22 protein-coding genes are annotated in these 26,373 nt (G+C 58.5%); 7 read left to right on the top strand and 15 right to left on the bottom strand.

Going from position 1 to position 26,373, the window contains the following annotated elements; translation table 11 throughout:
* Positions 1 to 21: 21 nt before the first annotated feature.
* Positions 22 to 189, top strand: a complete 168-nt coding sequence (gene rpmG / locus CCGE525_RS08300; protein WP_003547442.1) for a 50S ribosomal protein L33 — start codon at positions 22 to 24, stop codon at positions 187 to 189.
* A gap of 820 nt (positions 190 to 1,009) precedes the next feature.
* On the opposite strand, the gene CCGE525_RS08295 is transcribed toward rpmG, so the two are convergent.
* Entirely contained in the window at positions 1,010 to 2,383 is a 1,374-nt protein-coding gene (locus CCGE525_RS08295; RefSeq protein ID WP_120703866.1) for a PleD family two-component system response regulator, read from the bottom strand.
* A gap of 16 nt (positions 2,384 to 2,399) precedes the next feature.
* Positions 2,400 to 2,771, bottom strand: a complete 372-nt coding sequence (locus tag CCGE525_RS08290; RefSeq protein WP_028754034.1) for a response regulator — start codon at positions 2,769 to 2,771, stop codon at positions 2,400 to 2,402.
* 131 nt (positions 2,772 to 2,902) lie between these two features.
* Between CCGE525_RS08290 and CCGE525_RS08285 the strand changes: the two genes are divergently transcribed.
* Together CCGE525_RS08285 and CCGE525_RS08280 are read left to right on the top strand one after the other, a co-directional pair.
* Positions 2,903 to 3,211 (top strand): DUF3572 domain-containing protein, encoded by a 309-nt coding sequence (locus tag CCGE525_RS08285; RefSeq protein ID WP_120703865.1) that lies wholly within the window; start codon positions 2,903 to 2,905, stop codon positions 3,209 to 3,211.
* A gap of 2 nt (positions 3,212 to 3,213) precedes the next feature.
* A complete protein-coding gene (locus CCGE525_RS08280; protein WP_120703864.1) occupies positions 3,214 to 3,861 on the top strand; it encodes a hypothetical protein in 648 nt (215 codons plus the stop codon).
* 17 nt (positions 3,862 to 3,878) lie between these two features.
* On the opposite strand, the gene CCGE525_RS08275 is transcribed toward CCGE525_RS08280, so the two are convergent.
* Positions 3,879 to 4,460: a GNAT family N-acetyltransferase gene (locus CCGE525_RS08275; protein WP_120703863.1), complete on the bottom strand. Its 582-nt coding sequence runs from the start codon at positions 4,458 to 4,460 to the stop codon at positions 3,879 to 3,881.
* A 79-nt stretch (positions 4,461 to 4,539) separates the two neighbouring features.
* Here CCGE525_RS08275 and CCGE525_RS08270 point away from each other — a divergent pair, with 79 nt between their 5' ends.
* Positions 4,540 to 5,829 carry a DNA polymerase IV gene (locus tag CCGE525_RS08270; protein WP_120706323.1) on the top strand — a complete coding sequence of 430 codons (1,290 nt, stop codon included), beginning with the start codon at positions 4,540 to 4,542 and terminating at the stop codon, positions 5,827 to 5,829.
* On the opposite strand, the gene CCGE525_RS08265 is transcribed toward CCGE525_RS08270, so the two are convergent.
* Positions 5,826 to 7,556 (bottom strand): GNAT family N-acetyltransferase, encoded by a 1,731-nt coding sequence (locus CCGE525_RS08265; RefSeq protein ID WP_120703862.1) that lies wholly within the window; start codon positions 7,554 to 7,556, stop codon positions 5,826 to 5,828. The two genes, CCGE525_RS08270 and CCGE525_RS08265, sit on opposite strands and share 4 nt — an antisense overlap.
* Positions 7,557 to 7,756: 200 nt before the next feature.
* On the opposite strand from CCGE525_RS08265, the gene CCGE525_RS08260 reads away from it, so the two are divergent.
* On the top strand, positions 7,757 to 9,019 hold the full coding sequence (locus CCGE525_RS08260) for a L,D-transpeptidase family protein (protein ID WP_120703861.1): 1,263 nt from the start codon (positions 7,757 to 7,759) through the stop codon (positions 9,017 to 9,019).
* Here the strand turns inward: CCGE525_RS08260 and dnaE are convergent.
* Positions 9,016 to 12,513, bottom strand: a complete 3,498-nt coding sequence (dnaE, locus tag CCGE525_RS08255; RefSeq protein ID WP_245472137.1) for a DNA polymerase III subunit alpha — start codon at positions 12,511 to 12,513, stop codon at positions 9,016 to 9,018. The genes CCGE525_RS08260 and dnaE overlap by 4 nt on opposite strands.
* Positions 12,514 to 12,870: 357 nt before the next feature.
* Between dnaE and CCGE525_RS08250 the strand changes: the two genes are divergently transcribed.
* Positions 12,871 to 13,464 (top strand): hypothetical protein, encoded by a 594-nt coding sequence (locus CCGE525_RS08250; protein WP_120703860.1) that lies wholly within the window; start codon positions 12,871 to 12,873, stop codon positions 13,462 to 13,464.
* 85 nt (positions 13,465 to 13,549) lie between these two features.
* A complete protein-coding gene (locus CCGE525_RS08245; protein WP_120703859.1) occupies positions 13,550 to 14,017 on the top strand; it encodes a DUF5680 domain-containing protein in 468 nt (155 codons plus the stop codon).
* Positions 14,018 to 14,022: 5 nt separating this feature from the next.
* Here CCGE525_RS08245 and CCGE525_RS08240 read toward each other — a convergent pair whose 3' ends face one another.
* From CCGE525_RS08240 to nuoL, 10 genes are all read right to left on the bottom strand, one after another.
* Entirely contained in the window at positions 14,023 to 14,706 is a 684-nt protein-coding gene (locus tag CCGE525_RS08240) for an ABC transporter ATP-binding protein (RefSeq protein ID WP_120703858.1), read from the bottom strand.
* 15 nt (positions 14,707 to 14,721) lie between these two features.
* Positions 14,722 to 16,032, bottom strand: a complete 1,311-nt coding sequence (locus CCGE525_RS08235; protein ID WP_120703857.1) for a lipoprotein-releasing ABC transporter permease subunit — start codon at positions 16,030 to 16,032, stop codon at positions 14,722 to 14,724.
* Between the two features lie 23 nt (positions 16,033 to 16,055).
* On the bottom strand, positions 16,056 to 17,378 hold the full coding sequence (gene proS, locus CCGE525_RS08230) for a proline--tRNA ligase (protein ID WP_120703856.1): 1,323 nt from the start codon (positions 17,376 to 17,378) through the stop codon (positions 16,056 to 16,058).
* A 648-nt stretch (positions 17,379 to 18,026) separates the two neighbouring features.
* Positions 18,027 to 18,299: a DUF1467 family protein gene (locus tag CCGE525_RS08225; protein WP_120703855.1), complete on the bottom strand. Its 273-nt coding sequence runs from the start codon at positions 18,297 to 18,299 to the stop codon at positions 18,027 to 18,029.
* Between the two features lie 198 nt (positions 18,300 to 18,497).
* Positions 18,498 to 18,911 carry a methylmalonyl-CoA epimerase gene (gene mce / locus CCGE525_RS08220; RefSeq protein WP_120703854.1) on the bottom strand — a complete coding sequence of 138 codons (414 nt, stop codon included), beginning with the start codon at positions 18,909 to 18,911 and terminating at the stop codon, positions 18,498 to 18,500.
* Between the two features lie 39 nt (positions 18,912 to 18,950).
* Complete coding sequence (locus CCGE525_RS08215; RefSeq protein ID WP_120703853.1) at positions 18,951 to 20,627, bottom strand: ribonuclease J; 1,677 nt, start codon at positions 20,625 to 20,627, stop codon at positions 18,951 to 18,953.
* Between the two features lie 9 nt (positions 20,628 to 20,636).
* Complete coding sequence (locus CCGE525_RS08210) at positions 20,637 to 21,407, bottom strand: biotin--[acetyl-CoA-carboxylase] ligase (protein WP_120703852.1); 771 nt, start codon at positions 21,405 to 21,407, stop codon at positions 20,637 to 20,639.
* Positions 21,407 to 22,849, bottom strand: coding sequence for an NADH-quinone oxidoreductase subunit NuoN (gene nuoN / locus CCGE525_RS08205; RefSeq protein WP_120703851.1), 1,443 nt, complete (start codon positions 22,847 to 22,849; stop codon positions 21,407 to 21,409). Before nuoN ends, CCGE525_RS08210 begins: the two co-directional genes overlap by 1 nt.
* An 18-nt stretch (positions 22,850 to 22,867) precedes the next feature.
* Positions 22,868 to 24,379 carry an NADH-quinone oxidoreductase subunit M gene (locus CCGE525_RS08200; RefSeq protein WP_120703850.1) on the bottom strand — a complete coding sequence of 504 codons (1,512 nt, stop codon included), beginning with the start codon at positions 24,377 to 24,379 and terminating at the stop codon, positions 22,868 to 22,870.
* Positions 24,379 to 26,373: an NADH-quinone oxidoreductase subunit L gene (gene nuoL / locus CCGE525_RS08195; RefSeq protein ID WP_120703849.1), complete on the bottom strand. Its 1,995-nt coding sequence runs from the start codon at positions 26,371 to 26,373 to the stop codon at positions 24,379 to 24,381. Before nuoL ends, CCGE525_RS08200 begins: the two co-directional genes overlap by 1 nt.

The raw sequence follows: 26,373 nt of genomic DNA, 5'->3' as shown, positions 1-26,373 counted from the left end.
TTTCTTAAAGGCAGGACGACCATGGCCAAAGCTACCACCATCAAGATCAAGCTGCTGTCGACGGCCGACACCGGTTTCTTCTACGTCACGACGAAGAACAGCCGCACGATGACGGACAAGATGACCAAGACGAAGTACGACCCGGTTGCTAAGAAGCACGTCGAATTCAAGGAAACGAAGATCAAGTAAGTTTCCTAAACTTCTGATTACAAAAGGGCGCAACCGGAAGGTTAGCGCCTTTTTCTTTTGGCCGCATTCTTTTTTCTGTGCAAAACCTTATGAAGGTACAGAAAAAACAGCAAAAGCTAAAATGCAACTTTCTGATATTAAATGACAAAGAAAAACGCCGCTCTTCCGTTGGAAGGCGGCGTTTTAAGCTGGGGGCCGGCTAGCCTGCAAAACGGCACGAGGAACCGCTTGAAATTGCCTGCCAGCCGACCGACCCCACGACCCAGGAGATGCGGCGGACCTGAGCATCATGGGGTATCTTCACGCCCTTGCGGGCTATCCTTGTATGAAACTAAATTTGCGCGAAATCGGAAGAAAATCAACAAATTCTTAATGATAAAAAATCTTCGTTTGGCCGAATGGTTAAAATTCGCGTTTTCATTCAGTTCCGTTGCCTGAAAAAATAACAATCAAAAAGCGAGTACACTTCAAAAATGAAGAGATAATTACCGCTTTCCTAGCAAACTCTCACTACAGATATTTGAGCGCATTTGCACACCATAATGAAAATTATGATATACATCATATACTCATAGTTTTTTACTGATTCAACTTCTTACCGGACGATTCTATTGCAGAATATTCGCAATAGGCATCGTATTTCTGTCAATATAGCAAGTATTTATGCGAATTTGTTGACCCGATTATAAAGCCTATTCTCGCGTGGAAATCGGCGTGCACATGGCTGTGGAACAAAGATTAAAATTTGTTAATCCCTGTTTATAACTCAGAAAAGCCCCTGGATATTGAAGGGGCTTTAAACAGGGTCGGATCGTTTCGATCAGGCGGCTGCCGCGACAACACGGTTGCGGCCCGCGTTTTTGGCCTGATACAGGGCGCGATCGGCATATTTCATCAGCTGCTCGGGTGTTTCGACCGTCTCCAAACGAGACGCAATACCGAAGGAGGCGGTGACATCGAGCGCGACCCCCAACTCCCGCAGCGTGAAGGGCATGGTCTCCACCGCAGCGCGCAGGCGCTCGGCAACAGCGGCGGAAACCTCGGGGGACGTATCCGGCATAACCACCACGAATTCCTCGCCGCCATAGCGGCAGGCCAGATCCGCGCCGCGTACGGCAGAGCGAATACGGGCGGCAAACTCCCTTAGCACTTCATCACCTGCATCGTGGCCATAGGTGTCGTTCACCTGTTTGAAGCGGTCGATATCGGTGATCAACACGGAGAGCGGCCGTCCGCGCGTCAGAGAGCGGTTGAAGAGAATCTTCAGGTGATTGTCGAGATAGCGCCTGTTGTTGAGGCCGGTGAGCGCGTCGGTGACAGCAAGCTCGATCGTGTGTTGCACACTCGCCCGCAGCCGGTCGTTGTATCGCTTGCGGCGGATCTGCGTCAGGCAGCGGGCAACCAGCTCGTTCGGATCGAGAGGGCGGACAATATAGTCGTTGACGCCAAGATCGAGCGCCCGGACGATCATCTCGTCAGCCCCTTGATCGGTCACCAGCAGCACCGGCAGGAAGCGCGTCCGCTCCAGCGAGCGGAGCTGCGAGCAAAGCCTTAGCGGGTCGTAATCATCGAAATTCGAGTTGACGATGACGAGCTCGAACGGCTTTTCCGCAGCTTCGACCAGGGCGGCCTGCGGATCGGACGTCACCGTCACCTCTGCAATCGGTTTCAGGGCGCGGATGATACGCTCCTGCGAATTGGCGCGGCCGTCGACCAGCAACACATGGCCGTCCTCGTCGACGCGACCATCGCCCAAGCGCAGCAAGTCGTCGATGCCGAAGTTGCGGGCCGTCTCGTTGCGCATGCGCAGCTCATCGCTGAGCGTCTTCAGGCGCAGTAGGCTCTTGACCCGCGAAATGAGCTGAAGGTCGTTTACCGGCTTGGTCAGAAAATCGTCGGCGCCGGCTTTCAGGCCACGCACGCGGTCGGCCGGTTGATCGAGCGCTGTGACCATGACTACGGGAATATGGGTGGTACGTGGATCGGACTTCAGCCGTTCACAGACTTCAAAGCCGTCCATGCCAGGCATCATGATGTCGAGCAGGATGAGATCGACCTGGGTGCTCTCGCAGATAGCGAGCGCCTTCAAGCCATCCTCCGCGGTCAGCACGTCGAAATACTCGGCCAGCAACCGCGCTTCGAGTAGCTTCACATTCGCGGGAACATCGTCAACCACTAGGATGCGCGCGGTCATCAGTCTTTCCCCGCGCTCAAGCGTCGCCCAAATAAGTCTTAATCGTCTCGATGAATTTCGGGACAGAGATCGGCTTGGAGACATAGGCCTCGCAGCCGCCTTGACGGATACGCTCCTCGTCGCCCTTCATCGCAAAGGCTGTCACCGCGATCACCGGAATGACGTGCAAATCATCGTCTTCCTTCAGCCACTTCGTCACCTCGAGCCCGGAGACTTCCGGAAGCTGGATGTCCATGAGGATCAGGTCCGGGCGATGTTTTCGAGCAAGATCAAGTGCTTCCATGCCATTTCTGGTCTGGATCGTCGTGTAGCCGGACGCCTCGATCAGATCGCGAAAGAGCTTCATATTGAGCTCGTTGTCTTCTACAATCATCACCTGCTTAGGCATGGAGAGCTGTCCCTGCATCCGGTATTGCATCCATTCTATGAAAATATAACGTCGCGAGAAATCGATTCCAGAAATACTTGAACCCGATGCTAGCGGCATTTGGTTGAAAAAAAGGTAATTTACCGCTCAAAATGCAAAGCAACTTCAAGAACCCGAAGAAGGCAGCGGCCGATCCGCAGGAAACTGCGATCGCCGTACTTGGCTGGCTGGCCAATGAGCCGGATATGTTCGGCCGCTTCCTGGCCCTGACCGGCGTCGAAGCGGCGCAAGTGCGCAACGCCATCAACCAGCCCGCTTTTCTTGCAGGTATGCTGGATTTCCTGATGAACCACGAGCCGACATTGCTTGCATTCTGCCAGGCAAGCGGCATCGCGCCCGAAACGGTTGCCGCCGCTTCGGCGCATTTCTCGCCGCCCGGTCTTTCCTCTGGTGAATATTGACGATGGACACTGCAATCGAACTGGACACATCGCATATCCGCCTCGGAGACCGGCCGCTGATCGTCTGCGACGTCGATGATGTCGTGCTGCACTTCTTCGCTCCTTTCCTGGTCTTTCTGGACGGTGAAGGCCATGAATTCCTGCCGCGTTCCTTCCGGCTGACCGGCAACGTCATTTCCAAGGCAAGCGGCGAGGCGCTGGAAGAACAGGAGGTCCGTCGCCTGATCGACGCCTTTTTCGAAGCGCAGGAGCAGTGGCAGACACCCTTCGATCGGGTTGTCGATACTCTCGGTGGCTTCTCCAAGGACGCCGACATCGTCTTCCTCACCGCCATGCCGCCGCAATTCTGGGCGCAGCGCCGTCGCCTTCTCGACAGACTTGGCCTCGCCTATCCGCTGCTCGCCTCGCTGCAGGCGAAGGGGCCAATCGTGCAGGCACTGCACGGCGAGCGCACCCTGCCCGTCGCCTTCATCGACGATATGGCGCACAATCTGCATTCGGTCCGCGACCATGTCGCAAGCTGCCTTCTCATCAACTTGAAGCCGGATTCGATCGTCCATCGCATGGCGCCGGCTGCCGCGGCCGATATTCCCCAGGCGAACGACTGGGCTCAGGCGGCGCCGTTGATCCATGCCCATATCACCGGCTGAGTTCCCCCGAGCCGGCATCAGAGAAAGAGGCGCATCAAAGGGCGCCCGTCCTTTCGTTTTGCGACTTCGGAAAATCCGGCTGCCTCGAATATGCGCAGCGAACCGACATAGAGGCCGACGGATTTCGACTGCTTCGTCCGCTCGATCGGACAGCCTTCCAGAATGCGTGCGCCGGAGGCTTTGGCAAAATTCACCGCTTCCGACAGCATGCGATGGCTATATCCCTTGCCGCGGTCACGCGAATTCATGAAAAAACAGCTCACAGCCCAGACCGAGTTGTCCTCGGCATCCCCGAGTTCGAGCGGCCGCGATACGGTTTTCGGAGAATTCCACTGCGGCAGTTCCGATCGAGGGCCGACCTGCGTCCAGGCGACGGGACGCTCGCCGACATAGCCGAGAAGGCCCGGCGGCGAGCCGGCGGCGACGCGAGCCTGCATGAATTCTTTCTTCGCCTCGCCATCCATGGTTTTGCGGTCGGATGTCGGAATGCGGAAATGGGTACACCAGCAGCCGTAGCAGGCGCCGCTCGGTCCGAAGAGCGTCTCGAAATCGTCCCAGCGACTCGGCGTCAACGGCAGCGCTTTCAATTCTTCCAACATCTCCTCCCAGCTGTTTTCCGTCTTGAGACTCACGAGCTTAAAACATAAGGTAGCGATGTTCAATTTTTGTTCTATTTTTATGATCAGCGCGCCCTATAAAGTTTCCGGTTTTTGCCGCGATTGCTTGAGCGAGCAATCGGCCGAGCGCACGCGTTGCCGGGCTTGTGGCAGTCCGCGCCTTGTCTATCATCGCGAACTCTACGGCCTGACACTGGCGCACATCGATTGCGATGCCTTCTATGCCTCGATCGAGAAGCGCGACAATCCGGAACTGGCCGACAAGCCGGTCATCATCGGAGGCGGCAAGCGCGGCGTCGTGTCGACCGCCTGCTATATCGCCCGCATTCACGGCGTCCGCTCGGCCATGCCGATGTTCAAGGCGCTGGAGGCCTGTCCGCAGGCGGTCGTCATCCGCCCGAATATGGAAAAATATGTCCGCGTCGGCCGCGAAGTGCGGGCGCTGATGCAGGAGTTGACACCTCTGGTGCAGCCCCTTTCCATCGACGAGGCCTTTCTGGAGCTTGAGGGCACACAGCGCCTGCACCATGATCCGCCGGCTCGCATTCTGGCAAAATTCGCCAAGCGCATCGAAAGCGAGATCGGCATCACCATTTCGGTCGGCCTTTCCTATTGCAAGTTCCTCGCCAAGGTTGCTTCCGACCTGCAGAAACCGCGCGGCTTTTCGGTCATCGGGCGGCAGGAGGCCGTGTCGTTTCTGGAACCGCGTTCGGTGACCACCATCTGGGGCGTCGGCAAGGCCTTTGCGACGACGCTGGAAGGCGATGGCATCCGCACCATCGGCCAATTGCAGACGATGGAGGAAGGCGATCTGATGCGCCGCTACGGCGTCATTGGCCAGCGGCTCTTCCGCCTGTCGCGCGGCATCGATGATCGCACGGTGCATCCGAACGAAGCCGCAAAGAGCGTATCGTCGGAGACGACCTTCTTCGACGACATTTCCCGCCATGACGATCTGGTGCCGATCCTGCGCGATCTCTCGGAGAAGGTATCGCGCCGCCTGAAGCGCAGCGGCATTGCCGGGAAGACCGTCGTGTTGAAGCTGAAAACGGCGGATTTCAAAAGCCGCACCCGCAACCGCCGGCTGGAAGACCCGACCCAGCTTGCCGATCGGATTTTCCGCACCGGCTTGCGATTGCTCGAACATGAAACCGACGGCACCAAGTTCCGCCTGATCGGCATCGGGGTCACCGACCTCTGCGACGCTGCCCGCGCCGACCCTCCCGATCTGGTTGACGAACAGGCGACCCGCCGGGCCGCTGCGGAAGCGGCGATGGATAAGCTCAGGGAAAAATTCGGCAACAAGACAGTCGAAACCGGCTACACATTCGGCGGTAAACGCGAGAGCTAAACTGCCGCCGGCAGCATGTCCGTCTCTTCATCGAAAAGTGCCGCCCGATTGGCGCGCGCCTGTTCGTAGTCCGGCCTGATCGCAATCGCCTTTTCATAGCTCGCCAGCGCCTCGTCTGAGCGCCCCAGGCGGCGCAGCACGTTTCCCTTATTGTTATAGGCAATCGCATGATTTGGCTCGAGAGCGATCGCTTGATCATAACGGACGATGGCGCCTTCGAAATCCCTGACCGCGGCGAGAAGGTTGCCATACGTGCAATGGGCCGCGGCGGAGTCGGGACGAAGCTCCAATGCCCGTTCAATCTCGGCTTCCGCCTCCCTGGCCTCGCCCCGCAGCATCAGAAGTATGCTCAGCCGATGCGCCGCATCGAAGTCTCCCGGGTTTTCGGCGATGGTGGCGCGGCATTGCTTTTCCGCCTCGGCGCGGCCGACGACTTCTTGATCGTCCGAGCTGATATTCGTCGTTTCGTCCGGCGAGATTGCCTGCCAAAGTATTCGCGACGCCACGATTTCGCGATAGAGCGCCAAAGCCTCCTGATGCATCGGCTCGATCGCGAGAACCTGTCGGCAGCCGATCTCAGCATTGGTCAGATCGCTGGCTGAATACAGGCTTTTGATGCGGGCAATCACGAACGGCAGACAATGCGGGTCCAGCCGTTCGCCGAGATTCCGCCCCGTCCTTGTATCGATCCGAAAGCGCTCGATGCGCCGGCTAACGGAGCCGAAAATATACTTGTGCTCATAATTGCCAGGACCGAGATCGTAGATTCGAAAGCCGCTCTCTATCGCCCATCGGATCGTATAGGCATGCACCATCAAGCCTGGAGACAGATCTCGGACCGAGACATCACGCGCACTCAGGAAACAGAGCAAACTCTTTCTAGGGCGATCGAGAAGGACGGCGGAGGCCGCTATCGGCACTCGGTTATGCCAGACGATCGGCAGAAAAAGACTGCCGCTGCCCAAGCAATCCGGCAGAACGGACTGCGAGTTGTCGAGAACATAGCGCGTATAGCCAGGATTGCGCCGTCCCCATTGCTTCTCCCAAAGGCTCAGCAGCGTCGCCAGATCCGCCTCGATGGTTTCGGCGTTGCCATGAGTCACCCGGAATGCCGAGCCTTCCAACTTACGCAGGCAATGACGGATATTGCGCCGCGCCCGCCAATGCAATTTGTCGCGAAGGAACGAGTCGAAATCCGCCGGCAGCGTCACATGGACATGGATTTCCGGATCGATCCTCTCGGCCGCGTCCGAAATCTGCGCGGGACGCTTGACCCTGTCGCCGACAAAGTCAGCCGTCGGAAAATGCTCGAGGAAAGACCCGATCCGAAGGGATGACCGATCGATATCGTCGAGATGCAGGCTGCTCCAATGAAAGGAGCGAATGCAATCGGCAAATGCTGGGACGACGGCATCGGCGAAGGCGGGATCGCAGAGAATGCCGGTATAGGAGGCGAAATAGGAGCCGCCCAAGACGATGGTATTGTAGAAGCCCTTGCCCCGGTCGAGTCCGGTGCCGAGCTGGATCGGGAAGAAGGCCACATAGGCGCCATCGGCGTCTTCCCTCGCCGCCAATACGATCCAAGGCAGAGAACGCGAGGCAAACCAGCTCGATATCCAGGTCCAGGACAAGAAACACTGCGCTTCCGGGTCGATCTCATAGATCCGATCCCAGTTGCCTTTCAGCCCTTGCAGATCTTCCTGCTTTTCGATCACGTCCACATGCATGTCGAACGCCCGCCCGGTTCCCCATCCTGCAATTTAAGATATACATAAAATACATCCTGTCGCAATTGCGCCTATTGGGCAGGCCTTTGCCGGATGAAGCGACGAAAAAGCAATTTGCGTGGACGGCTTGCTTTCAAGTCTTCCTTAAACTTCGAAGTCTAACTTGCGGCGATACGAGTATTGCGTTTTGGTATGTGTATATGAAGTCGCGTTTTCTTTTCGGACTTGGCTTGTTGTCGGCCACAGCCCTCATTCATCCTGCCTTCGGCGCGGAAGATACCCGCACATTGCAGATCGTCGTGTCGAAGGACCGGCAATCGCTTGCGGTCTATGACGGCGATAAGGTGGTGGCGACATCGAAGGTTTCGACCGGCAAACGCGGCCATGCGACGCCAAGCGGAATCTTCTCCATTCTGGAGAAGGAGGTCTATCACGAGTCCAATCTCTATTCTGCGTCGCCGATGCCCTTCATGCAGCGGCTGACCTGGTCCGGCATCGCACTGCATGAATCCAATTCGGTACCGAATTATCCTGCCTCGCACGGCTGCGTGCGCATGCCCAAGGCTTTCGCCAAGATGCTCTACCAGATGACGGAGCGCGGCGTGCACGTCGTCATCGCCGACCAGCCGCTGGTGCCGCAGCCCTTCGAACATGCCATGCTGTTCCAGCCCGAGGCTGTCCCCGCCTCTGTTCTGTTTTCCGATCTTGAACTGCGGCCGACGACAGCCTTTCTGCCGCAGGCACAGCCGGTGCAGGTCGCCACCAACGATGTCGCTGCCCTGCCCATGCCGCAAGCTGCACAGGCGGCGCCCATCGATCCGGCACCGCTCGGCATCCTCATCACCCGCCGGGGTCTGCGCGAAAATGTCCGCGACCTGCAGGGTCTGCTGAACGGCATGGGTTTTGCGACCGGTACACCGGACGGCATGCTTGGACCGGCGACGGTGCAGGCGATCGAGGACTTCAAGAAGGCGCATAACATCACGACATCGGGCGGACTAGTCAGCCCGCCGCTGATGAAGGCCGTCTACGATGTCGCTGGCAAAGGCGAGCCGCCGAACGGCGAAATCATGGTTCGGCAGAACTTCAAGCCGTTGTTCGAAGCGCCCGCCATCATCGCCGAGCCGCAGGAAGCGCTCGGCACGCATTTCTTTACCGCCCACACGATCGACAAAGTGAATGGCAAGGCGGACTGGTTTGGCGTGACACTGGAAGACGATCTTTCCAAGGATACGAAGAAGCGGCTCGACATCACCAGCGAGGCGCAAGCGGAATCGCCTGACGCTGCCGACCGCGCGCTCGACCGTATCACGATACCCAATGACGTCAGGCGCAAGATCGAGGATCTGCTGACGGCCGGCTCATCGCTGACGATTTCCGACACCGGCATCGGCCCGGAAACCGGCGACCAGACCGATTTCATTACCATCACCAATCGCGGCGCGTTGGGAAAACGAGGTTAGACGAGCTCGACGTCGATCACGCCGGGCGCGGTGCGCAGTGCGGCTGCAATTTCCGGAGTGATTCGATATTTCTCCGGCAGCGCTACCTCCACCTCGCGCTTACCCTCCTCCTTGATGACGATAAAGGAGACGAGACCGTCGCCTTTGGCATTGAGGTGAGCCGCCACCGCCTTCAGCGGACCGGAATCGCGGACGTAGACGCGTAGCGCCTTTTGCATCTGCAGCGACTTTTCCTCCAGCGACTGCGCCGTTTGCAGGCGCAGGCTGATGCCTTCCGGCCGCTCGTCTGCCTGTGCGGTAATGACGAAGGATTTGCCGACTTCCAGCACGTCGCGATATTGATTGAGCACTTCCGAGAACAGCACGGCCTCGAACTGGCCGGAGGCATCGGAGAAAACGAAGATGCCCATCTTGTTGCCGGTTCGCGTCTTGCGCTCCTGCTTCGAGATGACGGTGCCGGCCAGGCGGCCGTTGCTGGCCCCCTGTTTCACCGCCGCCGAGAAATCGGCGAAGGTCTGGACGCGCATCTTGTTGAGCACGTTCTTGTAGCTGTCCAGCGGATGAGCAGTCAGGTAGAAGCCGAGCACCTGAAATTCGCGCAGCAGCCGCTCCGAGGCTAGCCAGGGGGTGAAGGTTGGGAGCAGGATTTTCTCGGGCCCCGAAGCCGCACTTCCGAACATGTCGGACTGGCCGCTTCGCTTATTTTCCTGCGCGACTTGCGCATAGCCCATGATCCGGTCCAGCCCGCCGATCAGTTGCGCACGATCGATGTCGAAACAATCAAAGGCGCCGGCGGCAATCAGGCTTTCCAACACACGGCGGTTGATCTGCTTCGGATCGATGCGCAGGCAGAAATCCTCGATGCCCGCAAAAGGCTGGTCGCCGCGTACCTCGACAATATGGTCGACGGCAGATTCGCCGACACCCTTGATGGCCGCCAACGCGTAATAGATACGGTTTTCGCCCGTCTCGAAATGGCGAAACGAGGACTGGATCGACGGCGCGATGACTTCGATGCCAAGGCGCTTGGCGTCCTGACGGAAGTCGTTGACCTTTTCGGTGTTTGCCATATCGAGCGTCATCGAGGCCGCAAGAAACTCCACCGGATAATGCGCCTTCATATAGGCCGTCTGGTAAGAGACGATGGCGTAGGCGGCGGCGTGCGATTTGTTGAAGCCGTAGTTGGCAAACTTGGCGAGCAGGTCGAAAATGACGTCCGCTTGACCTTTCGGCACGCCATTCTTGATGGCGCCATCGACGAAGCGTTCGCGCTGCTGGTCCATCTCCGCCTTGATCTTCTTGCCCATCGCGCGGCGCAGAAGATCGGCCTCGCCGAGCGAATAGCCGGACAGGACCTGGGCGATCTGCATCACCTGCTCCTGATAGACGATGACGCCCTGCGTCTCCTTCAGAAGATGGTCGATCGTCGGATGGATCGATTCGATCTCCTCTTCGCCATGCTTGCGCGCATTGTAGACCGGGATGTTTTCCATCGGGCCGGGACGGTAGAGGGCCACCAGCGCGATGATATCCTCGATGCAGTCCGGGCGCATGCCGATCAGAGCCTTGCGCATGCCCGCACTTTCCACCTGGAACACGCCGACCGTCTCGCCACGCGAAAGCATGTCGTAGGTCATCTTGTCGTCGAGTGGGATGCTGGCGAGATCGAGTGTAATGCCGCGCTTGGCGACGAAATCCACGGCCGTCTTCAAAACCGTCAGCGTCTTCAGGCCGAGGAAGTCGAACTTCACCAGGCCGGCCTGTTCCACCCATTTCATGTTGAATTGGGTGACCGGCATGTCGGAGCGCGGGTCTCGATACATCGGCACCAGCTTCGACAGCGGCCGGTCGCCGATGACGATGCCGGCGGCATGCGTCGAGGCATGACGATAGAGGCCCTCGATCTTCTGAGCGATGTCGAGCAGCCGAGCAACGACCGGTTCCTTGTCGGCTTCCTCCTGCAGGCGCGGCTCTTCCTCGATCGCCTTGCTGAGCGGTGTCGGATTGGCGGGATTGTTCGGCACCAGCTTGCAGATCTTGTCGACCTGACCATAGGGCATTTCCAGCACGCGGCCTACGTCGCGAAGGGCGGCGCGCGCCTGCAGCGAACCGAAGGTAATGATCTGCGCCACCTGCTCCCGGCCATATTTGGCCTGGACATAGCGGATCACCTCTTCGCGGCGGTCCTGGCAGAAATCGATATCGAAGTCCGGCATCGACACGCGTTCGGGGTTCAGGAAGCGCTCGAACAGCAGCGAGAAGCGCAGCGGATCGACGTCGGTGATCGTCAGCGCATAGGCGACCAGCGAGCCTGCGCCCGAACCGCGTCCAGGCCCGACTGGGATATCGTGCTGCTTGGCCCATTTTATGAAGTCCGAGACGATCAGGAAGTAGCCGGGGAACTTCATGCGCTCGATAACGCTGAGCTCGAATTCCAATCGCTCGCGATAATCCTTCTCCACATAGCCCGGCGCCATGCCGAGCGAGGCTAGCCGCCGGTCGAGACCTTCGACCGCCTGGGCGCGCAATTCCGCCGCCTCGGCGCGTTCGGCCTCCTCCGCATCGTCGGTGGCGCCGGTGAAGCGTGGCAGGATCGGCTTGCGTGTCTTCAACACGAAAGAACAGCGTCGGGCGATCTCGACGGTGTTTTCCAACGCTTCCGGCAGATTGGCGAACAGCTTTGCCATATCGGCGCGGCTCTTCAAATAATGGTCCGGCGTAAGACGGAAACGAGTGTCGTCCGAAACGATGGCATTATGGGCGACGGCCATCAGCGCATCATGGGCATCGTAGTCGTCGCGAGTCGGGAAGAAGGCCTCGTTGGTCGCAACCAGCGGCAGATCATGCTCATAAGCGAGCGCGATCATCTTCTGTTCGTGGCGGCGATCATAGGTGCCGTGACGCTGTAGTTCGACATAAAGCCGATCGCCGAACAAGCCTTTCAACGTCAACAGGCGCGACAGAGCCAGCGGCGCATGGCCGTCCTTCAGTGCCATATCGACCGGGCCACCAAGCGAACCGGTCAGCGCGATCATGCCGTCCGTACAAATTTCCTCCAGCCAGGAGGCAGTGATATGGGCAGCCTGATTGCCTTCACCGCCGAGATAGGCCCGGCTGACAAGATCGACCAGCCGTTCATAGCCCCGCTCGGTCGCTGCAAGCAACACGATGGAGGGCAGCTTGGCCAAGGCCTGCTGCGGCCCACGCTTCTCGCTCTCGACACCATCTTCCATGTCGATCGACACCTGGCAGCCGATGATCGGCTGCAACCCCTCATCCATCGCCTTCTGGGAGAATTCCAGCGCAACGAAAAGGTTGTTCGTATCGGTGATGGCAATGGCCGGCTGATTGTCGCCAGCCGCTTTGGCGAGGATCTTCTTCAGCGGCAATGCGCCTTCGAGCAGCGAAAAAGCAGAATGGACGCGAAGATGTACGAATTCCGGCGTATCTCCGACCGGCGCACTCGTTGCGCCGCTGCTACCCATATCCGCCATCATATGCCCTTCCGCATGCCCAAATGAATCGGCTGCATTGTCGGCATAGCGGACGATAAAGTCCAGAAGTTGACCTCATGAATCACGAGCGCATCGCAACGCTCATGGGGACAAAATTCACATCGCCATCATGATGAGGGAAAAGCTGGCAACAAACATGACGATGGAGGTGAATGCTGCAACGTCTCGAATGATATCGGTCATTTACGCGCTCCTTACTCGTTATGTTTCTTTTTTGTTCTATTTATGTTCGAGAGTCAATAGCTGCATCAATAATTTTCATCGTCGTTGTTTGGAGTATGTCGATGGACGGAAGGCACAACCCTAAGCTATGAAAACGCGAACGGAGAGATCACGATGACGTCACTTGCCTGCGCTCTCATTCTGCTTTCGGTTACATCAGCGGCTCAGGCCGAAGATATGATCGCGCCAGACCGCATCATCGACGCCGCAATCGGCGACTGGAACAAGGACGGCAAGCCGGACCTTGCATTGCTGGCGTTAGCGCCTCCGAACGACCAGGCCGACAATACGATCGGCATCTATATTTATCTCCTCGACAAAGAACATTCGTTGCTCAAGCTGGCGGCCGCCGCACCTGACAAGATATGGGGCAGCGCCGAGCCCGGCGGCATCGTCGGTCAGGAGCCGTCGATCGCGGCACTGCCCAATGGCTCGATCGCGGTTACCTCACAGAACGATGCAATCGGTCGCGATCGCTGGCATCAGACGCTCACCCTCGCCTTCAGGAACAACGCCTTCGTCGTTGCCGGCTACACCTATGACTACCGGGACACTCTCAATCCTGACGGCAGCTTCACCTGCGACTACAATGTCCTGACCGGCAAGGCGACGAAGGGCGGCAAGGAACTCAAGATCGAGGCCAGGACCATCAAGATCCAGGATTGGAACGACGATATCGGTCAGAAGGGCTGTGGCGTAAACCAGTAACAATAGCTCATTTGTTCACTATATGTTCTTTACAAGCCGAAGCGTGCGTGGCATCCTGACCTCTCATCACTAGATGGAGAGAACCGTGCCGGATCTTGCCGAGCTGAATGATTTTATTGTCACCGCCAAAGCCGAAACCTATGTCGGCGACGGCGTAGCTCTTCCGTCCTGCTGCAACGGTTCGCATGATATCGGCTATGCCCGCGGCCGTTGGCGCTATCTCGACAGCTATTTCGGCGGCACGGATTTCGCCGGACAGGAGCTGATCTGGCTCGATGACGAGCCCGTGTGGGCAATGAACTATTTCGGACGGATCGCGGAGCCCGATTTGATCGACGCCAAGGCCACGGGCATGATTATCAAGGCGGCCCTCATGCGGCTTTACCTAGATGAGAAACGCTTTCTTGGCGGCTTTGAATTCGACCATCCGCTTGGCCGCTATGTCGATCGCAGCACCGGCGATTGCGATCATTTTATCGGCCACGAGATCATCCTGGTGAACGAGCGTAAGGCCTATGAGCTGGATTATCGCGGCGGGCTGATTGTCCCTTGACGCCGTCAGAACTCAACGACCTTGCCGTCGTTGATGGTGACGCGGCGGTCCATGCGAGCGGCGAGGTCGTGATTGTGCGTGGCAATCAGCGCCGCAAGTCCGGACTGGCGTACCAGCGCCTCCAGCGCGTCAAAGACATAGTGGGCGGTATCCGGATCGAGGTTGCCGGTCGGCTCGTCGGCCAAAAGCACCAGCGGGGCGTTGGCGACGGCTCGGGCGATGGCGACACGCTGCTGTTCGCCGCCGGAAAGCTCAGCCGGGCGATGGTCAGCGCGGTGGCCGATGCGCATATAGTCGAGGAGCTGGGCGGCACGGGCGCTCGCCTCCTTCCATGAGAGACCGGATATCAGCTGCGGCATCATGATATTTTCCAGCGCCGAAAACTCCGGCAGCAGATGATGGAACTGATAGACGAAGCCGATCTCGCTGCGGCGGACGGCGGTACGCTTTTCGTCGGACAATCCCTCACAGGCATGGCCGTTGATCGTCACCTCGCCGCCGTCGGGATGCTCCAGCAGACCTGCCACGTGCAAAAGCGTCGATTTCCCCGTTCCCGAGGGTGCGACGAGGGCGACGATCTCGCCGCTGCTCAAGGCAAAATCGGCGCCCTTCAGGATCGACAGCCGCGTTTCGCCCTGCCCGTAATGACGCTCCACGCCCGTAAGCTGGAGAACGACGTTGCGCTTCATCAAATGTGGAATTCCTTATTCGTACCGTAGCGCCTGCACCGGATCGAGCCGCGAGGCGCGCCAGGCCGGAAAGATCGTGGCGAGGAAGGATAGCGTCAGCGCCATCACGACCACCGAGATGGTCTCGCCGAGATTCATTTGCGCCGGCAACTTACTGAGGAAATAGACCTCGGGATTGAAGATCACCGTGCCAGATATCCAGGAGAAGAACTGGCGGATCGATTCGATGTTGAGGCAGACGACGACACCGAGCGCGACGCCGGCGACCGTGCCGACGACGCCGATCGCCGCGCCCGTCATGAAGAAGATGCGCATGATCGCCCCGGATGTCGCGCCCATGGTGCGCAAAATGGCGATATCGCTTCCCTTATCCTTCACCAACATGATCAGGCCGGAAATGATGTTGAGTGCAGCGACGATGACGATCAGCGTGAGGATCATGAACATAGTGTTGCGTTCGACCTGCAGCGCCGAGAAAAAGGTCTCGTTGACCTGTCGCCAATCCGTCAGAAAGACCTGCCGCCCCGCCGCCGCCTCGATCTTCGGCCTCAATTCGTCGACATCATCCGGATTGCTGACGAAGAGCTCGATCTTCTCGACGATCCCCTCGGCATTGAAAAAGAGCTGCGATTCCTCCAGCGGCATGAAGACCACGGAGGAATCATATTCCGACATGCCGACTTCGAAGATGCCGGAGATCGCATAGGCTTTGACCCGCGGATTGACGCCGAAGGGCGTCACGTCGCCGTCTGGTGCCGTGAGCGTGATCTGATCCCCGACGGTAAGACCCAGTTGCCGGGCCAGACGTGAGCCGACCATAACGCCCTGGCCGGCTGTAAAGCCAACCATATCGCCATCGACGATATGGTCCGAAACGGTCTTAAGCTTGGTGAGGTCTTCGGCGCGGATACCCCTCACGAGTGCGCCAGTGCCCGAACCGCCGCGGCCGGAAGCAAGCGTCTCTCCTTCGACCAGCGGCAATGCCATGGTGACGCCGGGGACGGCAGCAAGCCTCTGCGCCAGCGAAGCATAATCATTCAGAGGCGAATCCACCGGCTGGACAACGACATGGCCGTTAAAGCCGAGGATCTGCTTGAAGAGCTCCGCGCGAAAACCGTTCATGACGGCCATGACGATGATCAAAGCCGCGACGCCGAGCATGATGCCGACCAGCGAGAAGCCGGCGATGACCGAAATCGATGCTTCCTTGCGCCGGGCGCGCAGATAGCGCCAGGCGACGAGCCGTTCGAAGCCGGAGAACGGACGCGATGATGGGCTGGTTTTCAGGACCTTCCCCTGCTGCTCCACTGCCGCGCTTACCGCCATTCGCTTCTCTTCCTTATCGTTTATCAGCCTGCCAGCCGATTGAGCGCCGCTTCGACAGTCATCGTCTCGCGGGCACCCGTCTTGCGGTCCTTGACTTCCACTTCGCCGTTCGCGATCGATCGTGGCCCGACGATGATCTGCACGGGCACGCCGATCAGATCGGCGGTGGCAAACTTCGTTCCGGCGCGCTCGTCCCTGTCGTCGAGAAGCACGTCCTTGCCGGCCTTCGAAAGCGCTGCATAGACCGTTTCGCAAGCGGCGTCGCAGGCCTGATCGCCGGCCTTCATGTTGATCACGACGGCGTCAAAGGGCGCGACCGAAGCCGGCCAGATGATTCCGTTCTCGTCATGCGATGCTTCGATGATGGCGGGAACAAGGCGGGTCGGGCCAATACCGTAAGATCCCATGTGGACGGCATACTCCTTGCCGTCAGGACCCTGCACTTTCGCGCCCATCGGCTCGGAATATTTCGTTCCGAAATAGAAGATATGGCCGACTTCGATGCCCCGGGCCGACAGGCGCTCGCCTTCAGGAATGGCATTGAAGGCCGCCTCATCATGCATCTCGGAGGTTGCCGCATAAAGCGACGTCCACTTGTCGAAGATGCCCTTCAGCCCTGCGACATCATCAAAATTCGTGTCTTCCGCAGGAATATCGAAATTGACGAAATCCTTGTGACAGAAGACTTCCGATTCGCCAGTGTCGGCAAGGATGATGAATTCATGGCTGAGATTGCCGCCGATGGGGCCGGTATCAGCGCGCATCGGGATTGCCCTGAGGCCGAGGCGATTGAAAGTGCGCAAATAGGCCGTGAACATCTTATTATAGGAGTGCACGGCACCTTCCATCGTGAGATCGAAGGAATAAGCGTCCTTCATCATGAACTCACGCGAACGCATGGTGCCAAAGCGCGGACGGATCTCGTCGCGGAACTTCAACTGGATATGATAAAGGTTCAACGGCAAATCCTTGTAGGACTTGACGTAGGAACGGAAGATGTCGGTGACCATCTCCTCATTCGTCGGGCCATAGAGCATCGGGCGCTCCTGACGGTCCTGGATACGCAGCATCTCCTTGCCATAGGCGTCATAGCGGCCGCTTTCCTGCCAGAGCTCAGCCGATTGCAGCGTCGGCATCAGCAGCTCGATGGCGCCGGAACGGTTCTGTTCCTCGCGGATGATATTGTTGACCTTGTCGAGAACGCGCTTACCCAGCGGCAGCCAGGAGTAGATGCCCTGAGACTGCTGGCGGATCATGCCGGCACGCAGCATCAGCCGATGAGAAACAATTTCAGCCTCTTTGGGATTTTCCTTCAGAATGGGCATGAAGTAACGAGACAGACGCATGGGCTGATTCCAGATGGTTTGACGTTCCGCATCCAGCGGAATCGTTCGAAAATTAACTGCTGGAGGCGTTCATAACTGCTTCGGCGCAGGAAAGAAACCCGCATTTAGCGCGAGCAAACCGGGTGAACACCCGCAAATGCGGGGCAACGTCATATATTTTTACAATTTCGAAAAGATGCACGTTTCTAAGGATTTGTGAGCGAAATCTGTCAACAGAAAAATTCTGCGCGACTGTAGCAAAAATGCAAAAAAATAGATGACAAGGCCCAATCTTTGAGCTAATTTTAGCTCACAAAAGAGGCAAGAAGGCTAAATTCTTGTCGTTTCGCGGTCAAGTCTTGGGAGGATCAGATCTTAGGCGCGCTCGTTCGCAGCCCCGGCAACGGATAAGGATCACGCGATACTTAAAAACAAGGCTTACAGCCTTGTTTTTTTTTGCTTTTCTGCCCCGCCCGATCGCCTGTTTTTCCAGCCGACGGGCTCCAATGCAGTCTCCAGCCACGGCGAACTCACGTAACGGAATGATCGCCGTTGCGCAGCCTCTTTGCCTCAGGCAGATGACAGGGGTATGACGGATTATGGGCTATTCAGGGGCGCAGGATCTTCATCCGAAAATTGCGAAAAATATTCAGGAATGAACCTTAGCCATCAGTCGCGTGGAACAATGGGCGGGATCGAGTCGAAGCCAAAACCCAGATAATGCGAGCTGACGTACCACGCGCCGTAGATCACAGCGGATACCAGCGTCGTGATCAGCACCACCCTCCAGCCACGAAATTTCGTCGGCGCACTCTCGACCGTGCCGAGAATGACATGGTTATCTTCGGCTTGTGTGCGCAAACCAAACGGCAGGACGGCGAAAAGCGTAATCCACCAGACAACGAAATAGACCGCGCAAGTCGAAAAAATCTGCTGGGCCATGACGCTCCCCTCGAAACAGGCCGCAAACCGGCTTGCCCTCTTCTCATTAAATCAGCTTATAGAACCAAAACCCCGCCATTTCAAAGCGCAGCTTAGCGCCCTAATGTCACACAACTGCGCCGCGCGTCCAGCCAGACGCGCAAAGGTCACAGTAGCATTTCCGGATTGCGCGCGTGCCTCTGCCAAATCGCCGCCGATTTAAAGGACTGTGCGCTGCTCAAGTTCAATGAGAGTCCCGAAAAAGTCCTTGGGATGCAGGAAGAGCACCGGCTTGCCATGAGCGCCGATCTTGGGCTCGCCATTGCCGAGTACGCGGGCACCGGCCGCAATCAGATGATTGCGTGCCGCGAGTATATCATCCACGTCGTAGCAGATATGGTGCATGCCGCCGTCGGGGTTCTTGGCGAGAAAGGCAGATATCGGCGAGGCATCACCGAGGGGTTCCAACAGCTCGACTTTCGTGTTCGGCAATTCGACGAAAACGACGGTGACGCCGTGTTCCGGTAAGGATTGCGGTGCCGAAACCTTGGCGCCGAGCGTATCGCGATAGGTGGCAGAAGCAGCAGCGATGTCAGGAACGGCAATCGCAATGTGATTGATGCGCCTGAGCATGGCTGTCCCCTTTTTCCTCGATCAGATCGAAACCCCTATTTATTGCCCGGTGACGCGCGTGACAAACACGGTCACGACCGGTTTCTTGCCCCAGCTCTGGTTGGCAGTGGCGCGCACAGCGCGGCGCACAGCCTCCTGCAGCATGTCGATATCCTTGCGGCGAGCGCGTGGAATGCTCTCGATGGCACCGACGATGGCGTCAAAGAGGGTATCCTCCATCTCCTCGCCCTCGTCGTCATAGGCCGGAAGGCCGATCGGCACGAGATCGGGATCGCCGACGATATCATAGCGGGCGTCGAGCACGACGTTAACAGCGACATGGCCGACATAGGAGAGCTTCTTACGCTCGCCAATGCCCATCTCGTCGAAATCGCCGATCAGCGTGCCGTCCTTGAAGATACGACCATGCGGCGCCTCGCCAATCACCTCGACCGGCCCCGGCGCCAACCGCAAAATATCGCCATTGCGAACCCGCGGCACGATGGAGATCCCGGATTGCTCGGCCAGGTCCTTGTGCGCGGTCAGATGCGTTGCCTCGCCATGCACCGGCACCACGACCTTCGGCCGCGTCCATTCATACATCCTCTGCAGCTCGTTGCGGCGAGGATGACCGGAGACATGGACCAGCGCTTCTGCATCCGTCACCACATGCACGCCCTGCTCGGTGAGGCCGTTCTTAATATCCTGGATCGCCTTCTCATTGCCGGGAATAGCGCGCGAGGAGAAAACGACGATATCGCCGGCGGCGAGCGCGACATTGCGCATCTCGTCGCGCGAGAGTTTGGCGAGGGCGGCACGCGGCTCGCCCTGACTGCCGGTCAGAATGACGACGACCTTGTCGCGCGGGATATAGCCATATTCGTCTTCGGCGATGAACGGCTTGATGCCCTCCATGATACCGATGTCACGGGCGACGTCGACAACGCGCTTCAGCGAACTGCCAAGCAGCAATATCTCGCGACCCGCCGCCTCGGCGGCTTCGGCAATGGTGCGAATACGGCCGACATTCGAGGAGAAAGTGGTGATCGCCACCCGCCCCTCGGCATCCTCGATGATTTTGCGCAGGCTTTCCGAAACATCCTTTTCCGAGGGAGACACGCCGTCGCGCAACGCATTGGTGGAATCGCACATCAGCGCCAGCACGCCTTCGTCGCCGAGCTGGCGGAAACGTGCCTCGTCGGTCAACGGTCCAAGCGATGGTTCGTGGTCGATCTTCCAGTCGCCGGTATGGATGACATTGCCGACCGGCGTGCGGATCATCAGCGACATCGGTTCGGGAATGGAGTGATTGACGGCCACGCCTTCGATGCTGAACGGGCCAACATTGATACGATCGCCGGCCTTGAACGGTGTAATGGGGATCTCGCCCATCGACTTTTCATAGTCGCGCTTGGCTTCCAGCAAGCCGGCGGTGAAGGCCGAGGCATAGACAGGAACATTCAGGCCGGGCCATAGATCGTTCAGCGCGCCGTAATGATCCTCATGCGCATGGGTGATGATGATACCCTTGAGATTCTTGCGCTCCTTGGCGAGAAAGCGGATGTCGGGGAGCACGAGATCGACACCGGGCAGATCCGGCCCAGGAAAGGTAACGCCACAATCAACCATGATCCACTGGCGATGTGCCGGCGCGCCATAGCCGTAAAGCGCGAGATTCATACCGATCTCGCCGACGCCGCCAAGTGGCAGAAACACCAGTTCGTCTTGGTTCGCCATATCTATCTTCTACCTACGATTAAAAAAAACATCGCCCGCGGCAATCGGCAAAATCTTGCCGTCACCGGTATCGAGCATCAACAAGCCATTATCATCTATTCCGGCGAAATGGCCGGAAATCGAACGGTCCGGCAGGTTTACAGTGATCTTTTCACCGATGCCGCAGGCGACCTCGCGCCAACGTGCGGTTACCTCGCGGACGCCTTTGCCACTGTTCCAGATCGTGAGCGCCTCGGCCATAGAGGCATAAAGATGCGCAAACAGCTCTTCCGGCGACACTGTCGTGCCGTGCTCGTGCAGGCAGGTGACTGGATAGAGCGGGTTTTCCGGCATGACGGAAACGTTGATGCCGATACCGATCACCAGCGCATAACGGCCGTCGGGAAGAGCTTCTCCCTCGATCAGAATGCCGCAGGTCTTCTTGCGACCGATCAGAATGTCATTCGGCCACTTGACCTCGACAGGCTCGGCCGCCAACGGCAACACGCCGCGCACCGCCTGGTGCACTCCAACCGCGACGGCCAGAGGCAGAGAACCGAGGCGATCCATGGGAGCCGGATCAATCAGAAGAAGGGAAGCATAGAGGTTGCCGCGTTCGGACACCCATGGACGCCCGCGGCGCCCGCGGCCGCCCGTCTGGCGGCCTGCCGTCACCCAGAGATTGCCGGCATCGCCTGCCCGCGCCCGCTCCAGGCATTCGCTATTGGTGGACGCAGTCTCCGAAAGCGCATCATGCCGGAAGTCGGCGAGCGACTTCCGGCCGTTCATGTCAGACGCCATCAAAACAGCGTCGCGGCAGCGAGATCGGCCGCACCGCCGATAGCACCGCCGAAGAAGACGTAGGCGACCACAAAGAGACCGGAGAGTCCGAAGACCAGACGCAGCGAACCGGCGGTGCGGGTGAACTCGTCTTTGGCTTCATCGAACCACATCACCTTGATGACGCGCAGATAATAGTAGGCGCCGACGACCGATGCGAGAACGCCGATGATAGCGAGCGCATAGAGATGAGCCTGAATGGCCGCGACGAAAACAAAGTACTTCCCGAAGAACCCGGCGAGCGGCGGGATACCGGCAAGCGAGAACATCAGTGCCGTCAGCACAACCGCCATGAACGGATTGGTCGCGGAAAGGCCAGCGAGGTCGTCGATGTTTTCAACCTGGCGGCCATCCTTGCGACGCATCGCCATGATGATGGCGAAGGAGCCGAGGGTCATGACCATGTAGATGACCATGTAAAGCATGACGCCGGAGACGCCGGTTTTGTTGCCGGCAGCGAGACCGACCAGCGCATAGCCCATGTGACCAATGGAGGAATAGGCCATCAGTCGCTTGAAGTTGCGCTGACCGATCGCGGCGAAGGAGCCGAGCAACATCGAAGCAATCGAGATGAAGACGATGATCTGCTGCCAGTCGGCAAGCACCGGATGGAAAGCGGTGACGACGATACGGGTCAGGATCGCCATGGCCGCAACCTTCGGGGCACCGGCAAAGAAGGCGGTGACCGGGGTCGGCGCACCTTCATAGACATCCGGCGTCCACATGTGGAACGGCACGGCGGAAATCTTGAAGGCCAGGCCTGCGAGAACGAAAACCAGGCCGAAAACGAGACCGAGCGAGCGGGTTTCCGCGGTGAGCGCCGTAGCGATGGCGTCGAAGGTGGTGTGACCAGTGAAGCCATAGACCAGCGACATACCATAGAGCAGCATGCCCGAGGACAGCGCGCCGAGCACGAAATACTTCAGGCCAGCTTCCGTCGACTTGATGCTGTCGCGATTGATGGCAGCAACGACGTAAAGTGCCAGCGACTGCAGCTCCAGCGAAAGGTAAAGCGAGATCAGGTCATGGGCCGAGATCATCAGCAGAATGCCGAGGGTTGCCAGCAGCAACAGCACCGGGAACTCAAAACGATCGAGCTGCTGCTCGCGCGCATGTCCCATGCTCATGAACATGGCGACGATCGAGCCGATCAGCGCCACGACCTTCATGAAGCGCGAGAAGCCGTCGGCGAGATAGGCGCCGCCGTAAGCCAGGCCTTCGCCCGGCACGAAGATGATCCAGAGACCGGCCACCGCGAGAACGGCGATGGCAAGGCCGGTGATGGTCGGGCCCGACCGTTCGCCCGCGAAGACCCCGATCATGAGCAGCACAAGCGCACCGACCGCGAGGATGAGCTCCGGGATGGAAAGATGCAGGCTTGCAAGAATTGTGTCAGCAGTCATGTCGAATAAGTCCCGTCATCAATTCATCGACAGCGCAACATTCTGCGCGGCGTGCAGGGCTGCGGTATAGTTGTTCACGAGCAGATCCACCGAAGCGGCCGTCGCATCGAAGATCGGAGCCGGATAGACGCCGAAGAAGATCGTCAACGCGATCAGCGGATAGAGGATGAGCTGTTCGCGCGGCGACAGATCCAGCAGCTTCTTGAGATTTTCCTTTTCCAGCGCGCCGAAGATGACGCGGCGGTAGAGCCAAAGCGCATAAGCGGCTGAAAGAATGACGCCAGTGGCGGCAAACAGTGCAACCCAGGTGTTGGCGCGGAAGACGCCGATCAGGGTCAGGAATTCACCGATGAAGCCGGAGGTGCCGGGCAGACCGACGTTCGCCATGGTGAAGACCATCATCGCTACGGCATATTTCGGCATATTGTTGACGAGACCACCATAGGCCGCGATCTCACGGGTATGGGTGCGGTCATAGATCACGCCGACGCAAAGGAAGAGCGCGCCCGAGACGATGCCGTGCGACAGCATCTGGAAGATCGCGCCCTGCACGCCCTGCTGGTTGGCCGCGAAGATGCCCATGGTGACATAGCCCATATGTGCGACCGAGGAATAGGCGATCAGCTTCTTCATGTCATCCTGCATCATCGCCACCAGCGAGGTGTAGATGATAGCGATCACCGAAAGGGCATAGACGAGCGGCGCGAAATATTCCGACGCATTCGGGAACATGCCAATCGAGAAGCGGATGAGACCATAGCCGCCGAGCTTCAGAAGAATACCGGCCAGGATGACCGAGCCCGCCGTCGGCGCCTGAACGTGCGCATCAGGCAACCAGGTGTGCACCGGCCACATCGGCATCTTCACCGCGAACGAGGCGAAGAAAGCTAGCCACAGCCATATCTGCATCTGCGGAGGGAACTTGTAGGCGAGCAGCGCCGGGATATCCGTCGTGCCGGCCTGCCAGTACATTGCCATGATGGCGAGCAGCATCAGCACCGAGCCAAGCAGCGTGTAGAGGAAGAACTTGTAGCTGGCGTAGACGCGATCCCTACCGCCCCAGACACCGATGATCAGGAACATCGGAATGAGGCCGGCTTCGAAGAAGACGTAGAACAACACGATATCCAGCGACGTGAAGACGCCGACCATCATCGTCTCGAGGGCGAGGAAGGCGATCATGTAATCCTTCAGGCGCTTCTCGACCGAGAGCCAGCTCGCCAGCACGCAGAAGGGCATCAGGAAGGTCGTCAGGATGACGAACAGCATGGAGATGCCATCAACGCCCATATGATAGCTGATGCCGGAGTTGAGCCAGTCGTGCTTCTCGATCATCTGGAAGCCCGGATTGGCATTGTCGAAGCCAATCCAGACGAACAGCGAGACAACGAAGGTGAAGAGCGTCGTCAGCAGCGATACGTTCAGGATGTTGCGGCGGCCATTGGGTCCGTCATCCCGCATAAGCAGCAGGAGCAGGACGCCCACCAGCGGCAGGAACGTGACCGTTGAAAGAATAGGCCAATCGGTCATCAGAGGGAACTCCCGAGCATCATCCAGGTAACGAGGGCTGCAATGCCGAGCAGCATCGCGAAGGCATAGTGATAGAGGTAACCGGTCTGCAGGCGAACGACGCGGTTGGTGACATCGACGACACGGGCGGCAACACCGTTCGGGCCGAGCGTATCGATGACCCCGATGTCGCCCTTCTGCCAAAGAAAGCGACCAAGCGCCTTGGCAGAGCGAACGAAGAGGAAGTCATAGAGTTCGTCGAAGTACCACTTGTTCAAGAGGAACTCGTAGAGCACGCGATGCTGCTGCGCGAGGACGCGCGGCGTTTCCGGCGACCTGATGTACATGTACCAGGCCAACACGAAGCCGAGCAGCATGGCGATGAACGGGCTCATGCTCACCCAAGCCGGAACATGTTCCATCTCTTCGAAGATATGGTTCGTAGGCAATGAGAACAGTGCAGTCTTCCAGAACTCGCCATAGGCCTCGCCAACGAAATCGCTTCTGAAGACCATGCCGGCGAGGACAGCCCCGAGCGCCAGCAGGTAGAGCGGGACCAGCATGACGTTCGGTGATTCATGCACGTGATGCATGACCTCGTGCGAAGCGCGAGGCTTGCCGAAGAAGGTCATGAAGATCAGGCGCCAGGAATAGAAGCTGGTGAACAGCGCTGCGATGACCAGGAGCGTAAAGGCGAAGCCGGCGACCGAGCTGTGGGAAGCATAGGCAGCCTCGATGATCGCATCCTTGGAAATAAAGCCGGCAAAACCGAAATGGGTGAAGGGAATGCCGACGCCGGTGATTGCCACCGTCCCGATAACCATAACCCAGAAGGTCTTGTTGATGTGCGTACGCAAGCCACCCATGTGACGCATATCCTGCTCGCCGTCGACGGCGTGGATGACTGAACCGGCGCCGAGGAACAGCAGGGCCTTGAAGAAGGCGTGCGTGAACAGGTGGAAGATGGCCGCGCCATAAGCACCGACGCCGAGGGCGACGAACATATAGCCGAGCTGCGAACAGGTCGAATAGGCGATGACGCGCTTGATGTCGTTCTGCACCAGGCCGACCGTCGCCGCGAAGAAGGCGGTAATCGCACCGATGACGGTGACGAAAGTCAGCGCGTCCGGGGACAGTTCAAAGATCGGTGACATGCGGGCGACAAGGAAGACACCGGCGGTGACCATGGTCGCGGCATGGATGAGCGCCGACACCGGGGTCGGGCCTTCCATGGCGTCCGGCAGCCAGGTGTGCAGCAGGAACTGCGCCGACTTGCCCATGGCGCCCATGAAGAGCAGCAGGCAGACGCCGGTCAGTGCATGCGCACGATCAAGGTGCATGCCGAAGAGGTTGAGTACGATATCGCCCGGCTGACCGCCCTGCCCTGCGGCAAAGCTCTGAGCGTTGCCGAAGATGACATCGAAATTGATCGAGCCGAAGAGAACGAAGACGCCGGCGATGCCGAGCACGAAACCGAAGTCGCCAACACGGTTGACGATGAAGGCCTTTATCGCAGCCGCATTCGCCGACGGTTTCTTGAACCAGAAACCGATGAGCAGATAGGAGGCCAGACCGACGCCTTCCCAGCCGAAGAACATCTGGGCGAGGTTGTCGGAGGTCACCAGCATCAGCATGGCGAAGGTGAAGAGCGAGAGATAGGCGAAGAAGCGCGGACGATGCGGATCGTGATGCATGTATCCGATCGAGTAGACGTGAACCAGGGTCGAAACCGTGTTCACGACGATCAGCATCACCGAGGTCAGCGTATCGATGCGCAGCGTCCAGGAGGCATCGATACCGCCGGATTGGATCCAGCGCAGCACTTCGACCTTGATCGCGCCATCGGCGTGGCCAAGCGCAACCGTAAAGAAAACGATCCAGGACAGAACTGCGGCGATGATCATCAAGCCGCAGGTGACATATTCCGAAGCCTTGGCGCCGATCCCGCGGCCGAACAGGCCGGCGATGATCGCGCCGATCAGGGGAAGAAAGACGATAGCCTTATATAAAAACAT

The organism is Rhizobium jaguaris (assembly GCF_003627755.1).
Taxonomy (GTDB): domain Bacteria; phylum Pseudomonadota; class Alphaproteobacteria; order Rhizobiales; family Rhizobiaceae; genus Rhizobium; species Rhizobium jaguaris.
This window is presented reverse-complemented; position numbering and strand designations above follow the sequence as displayed.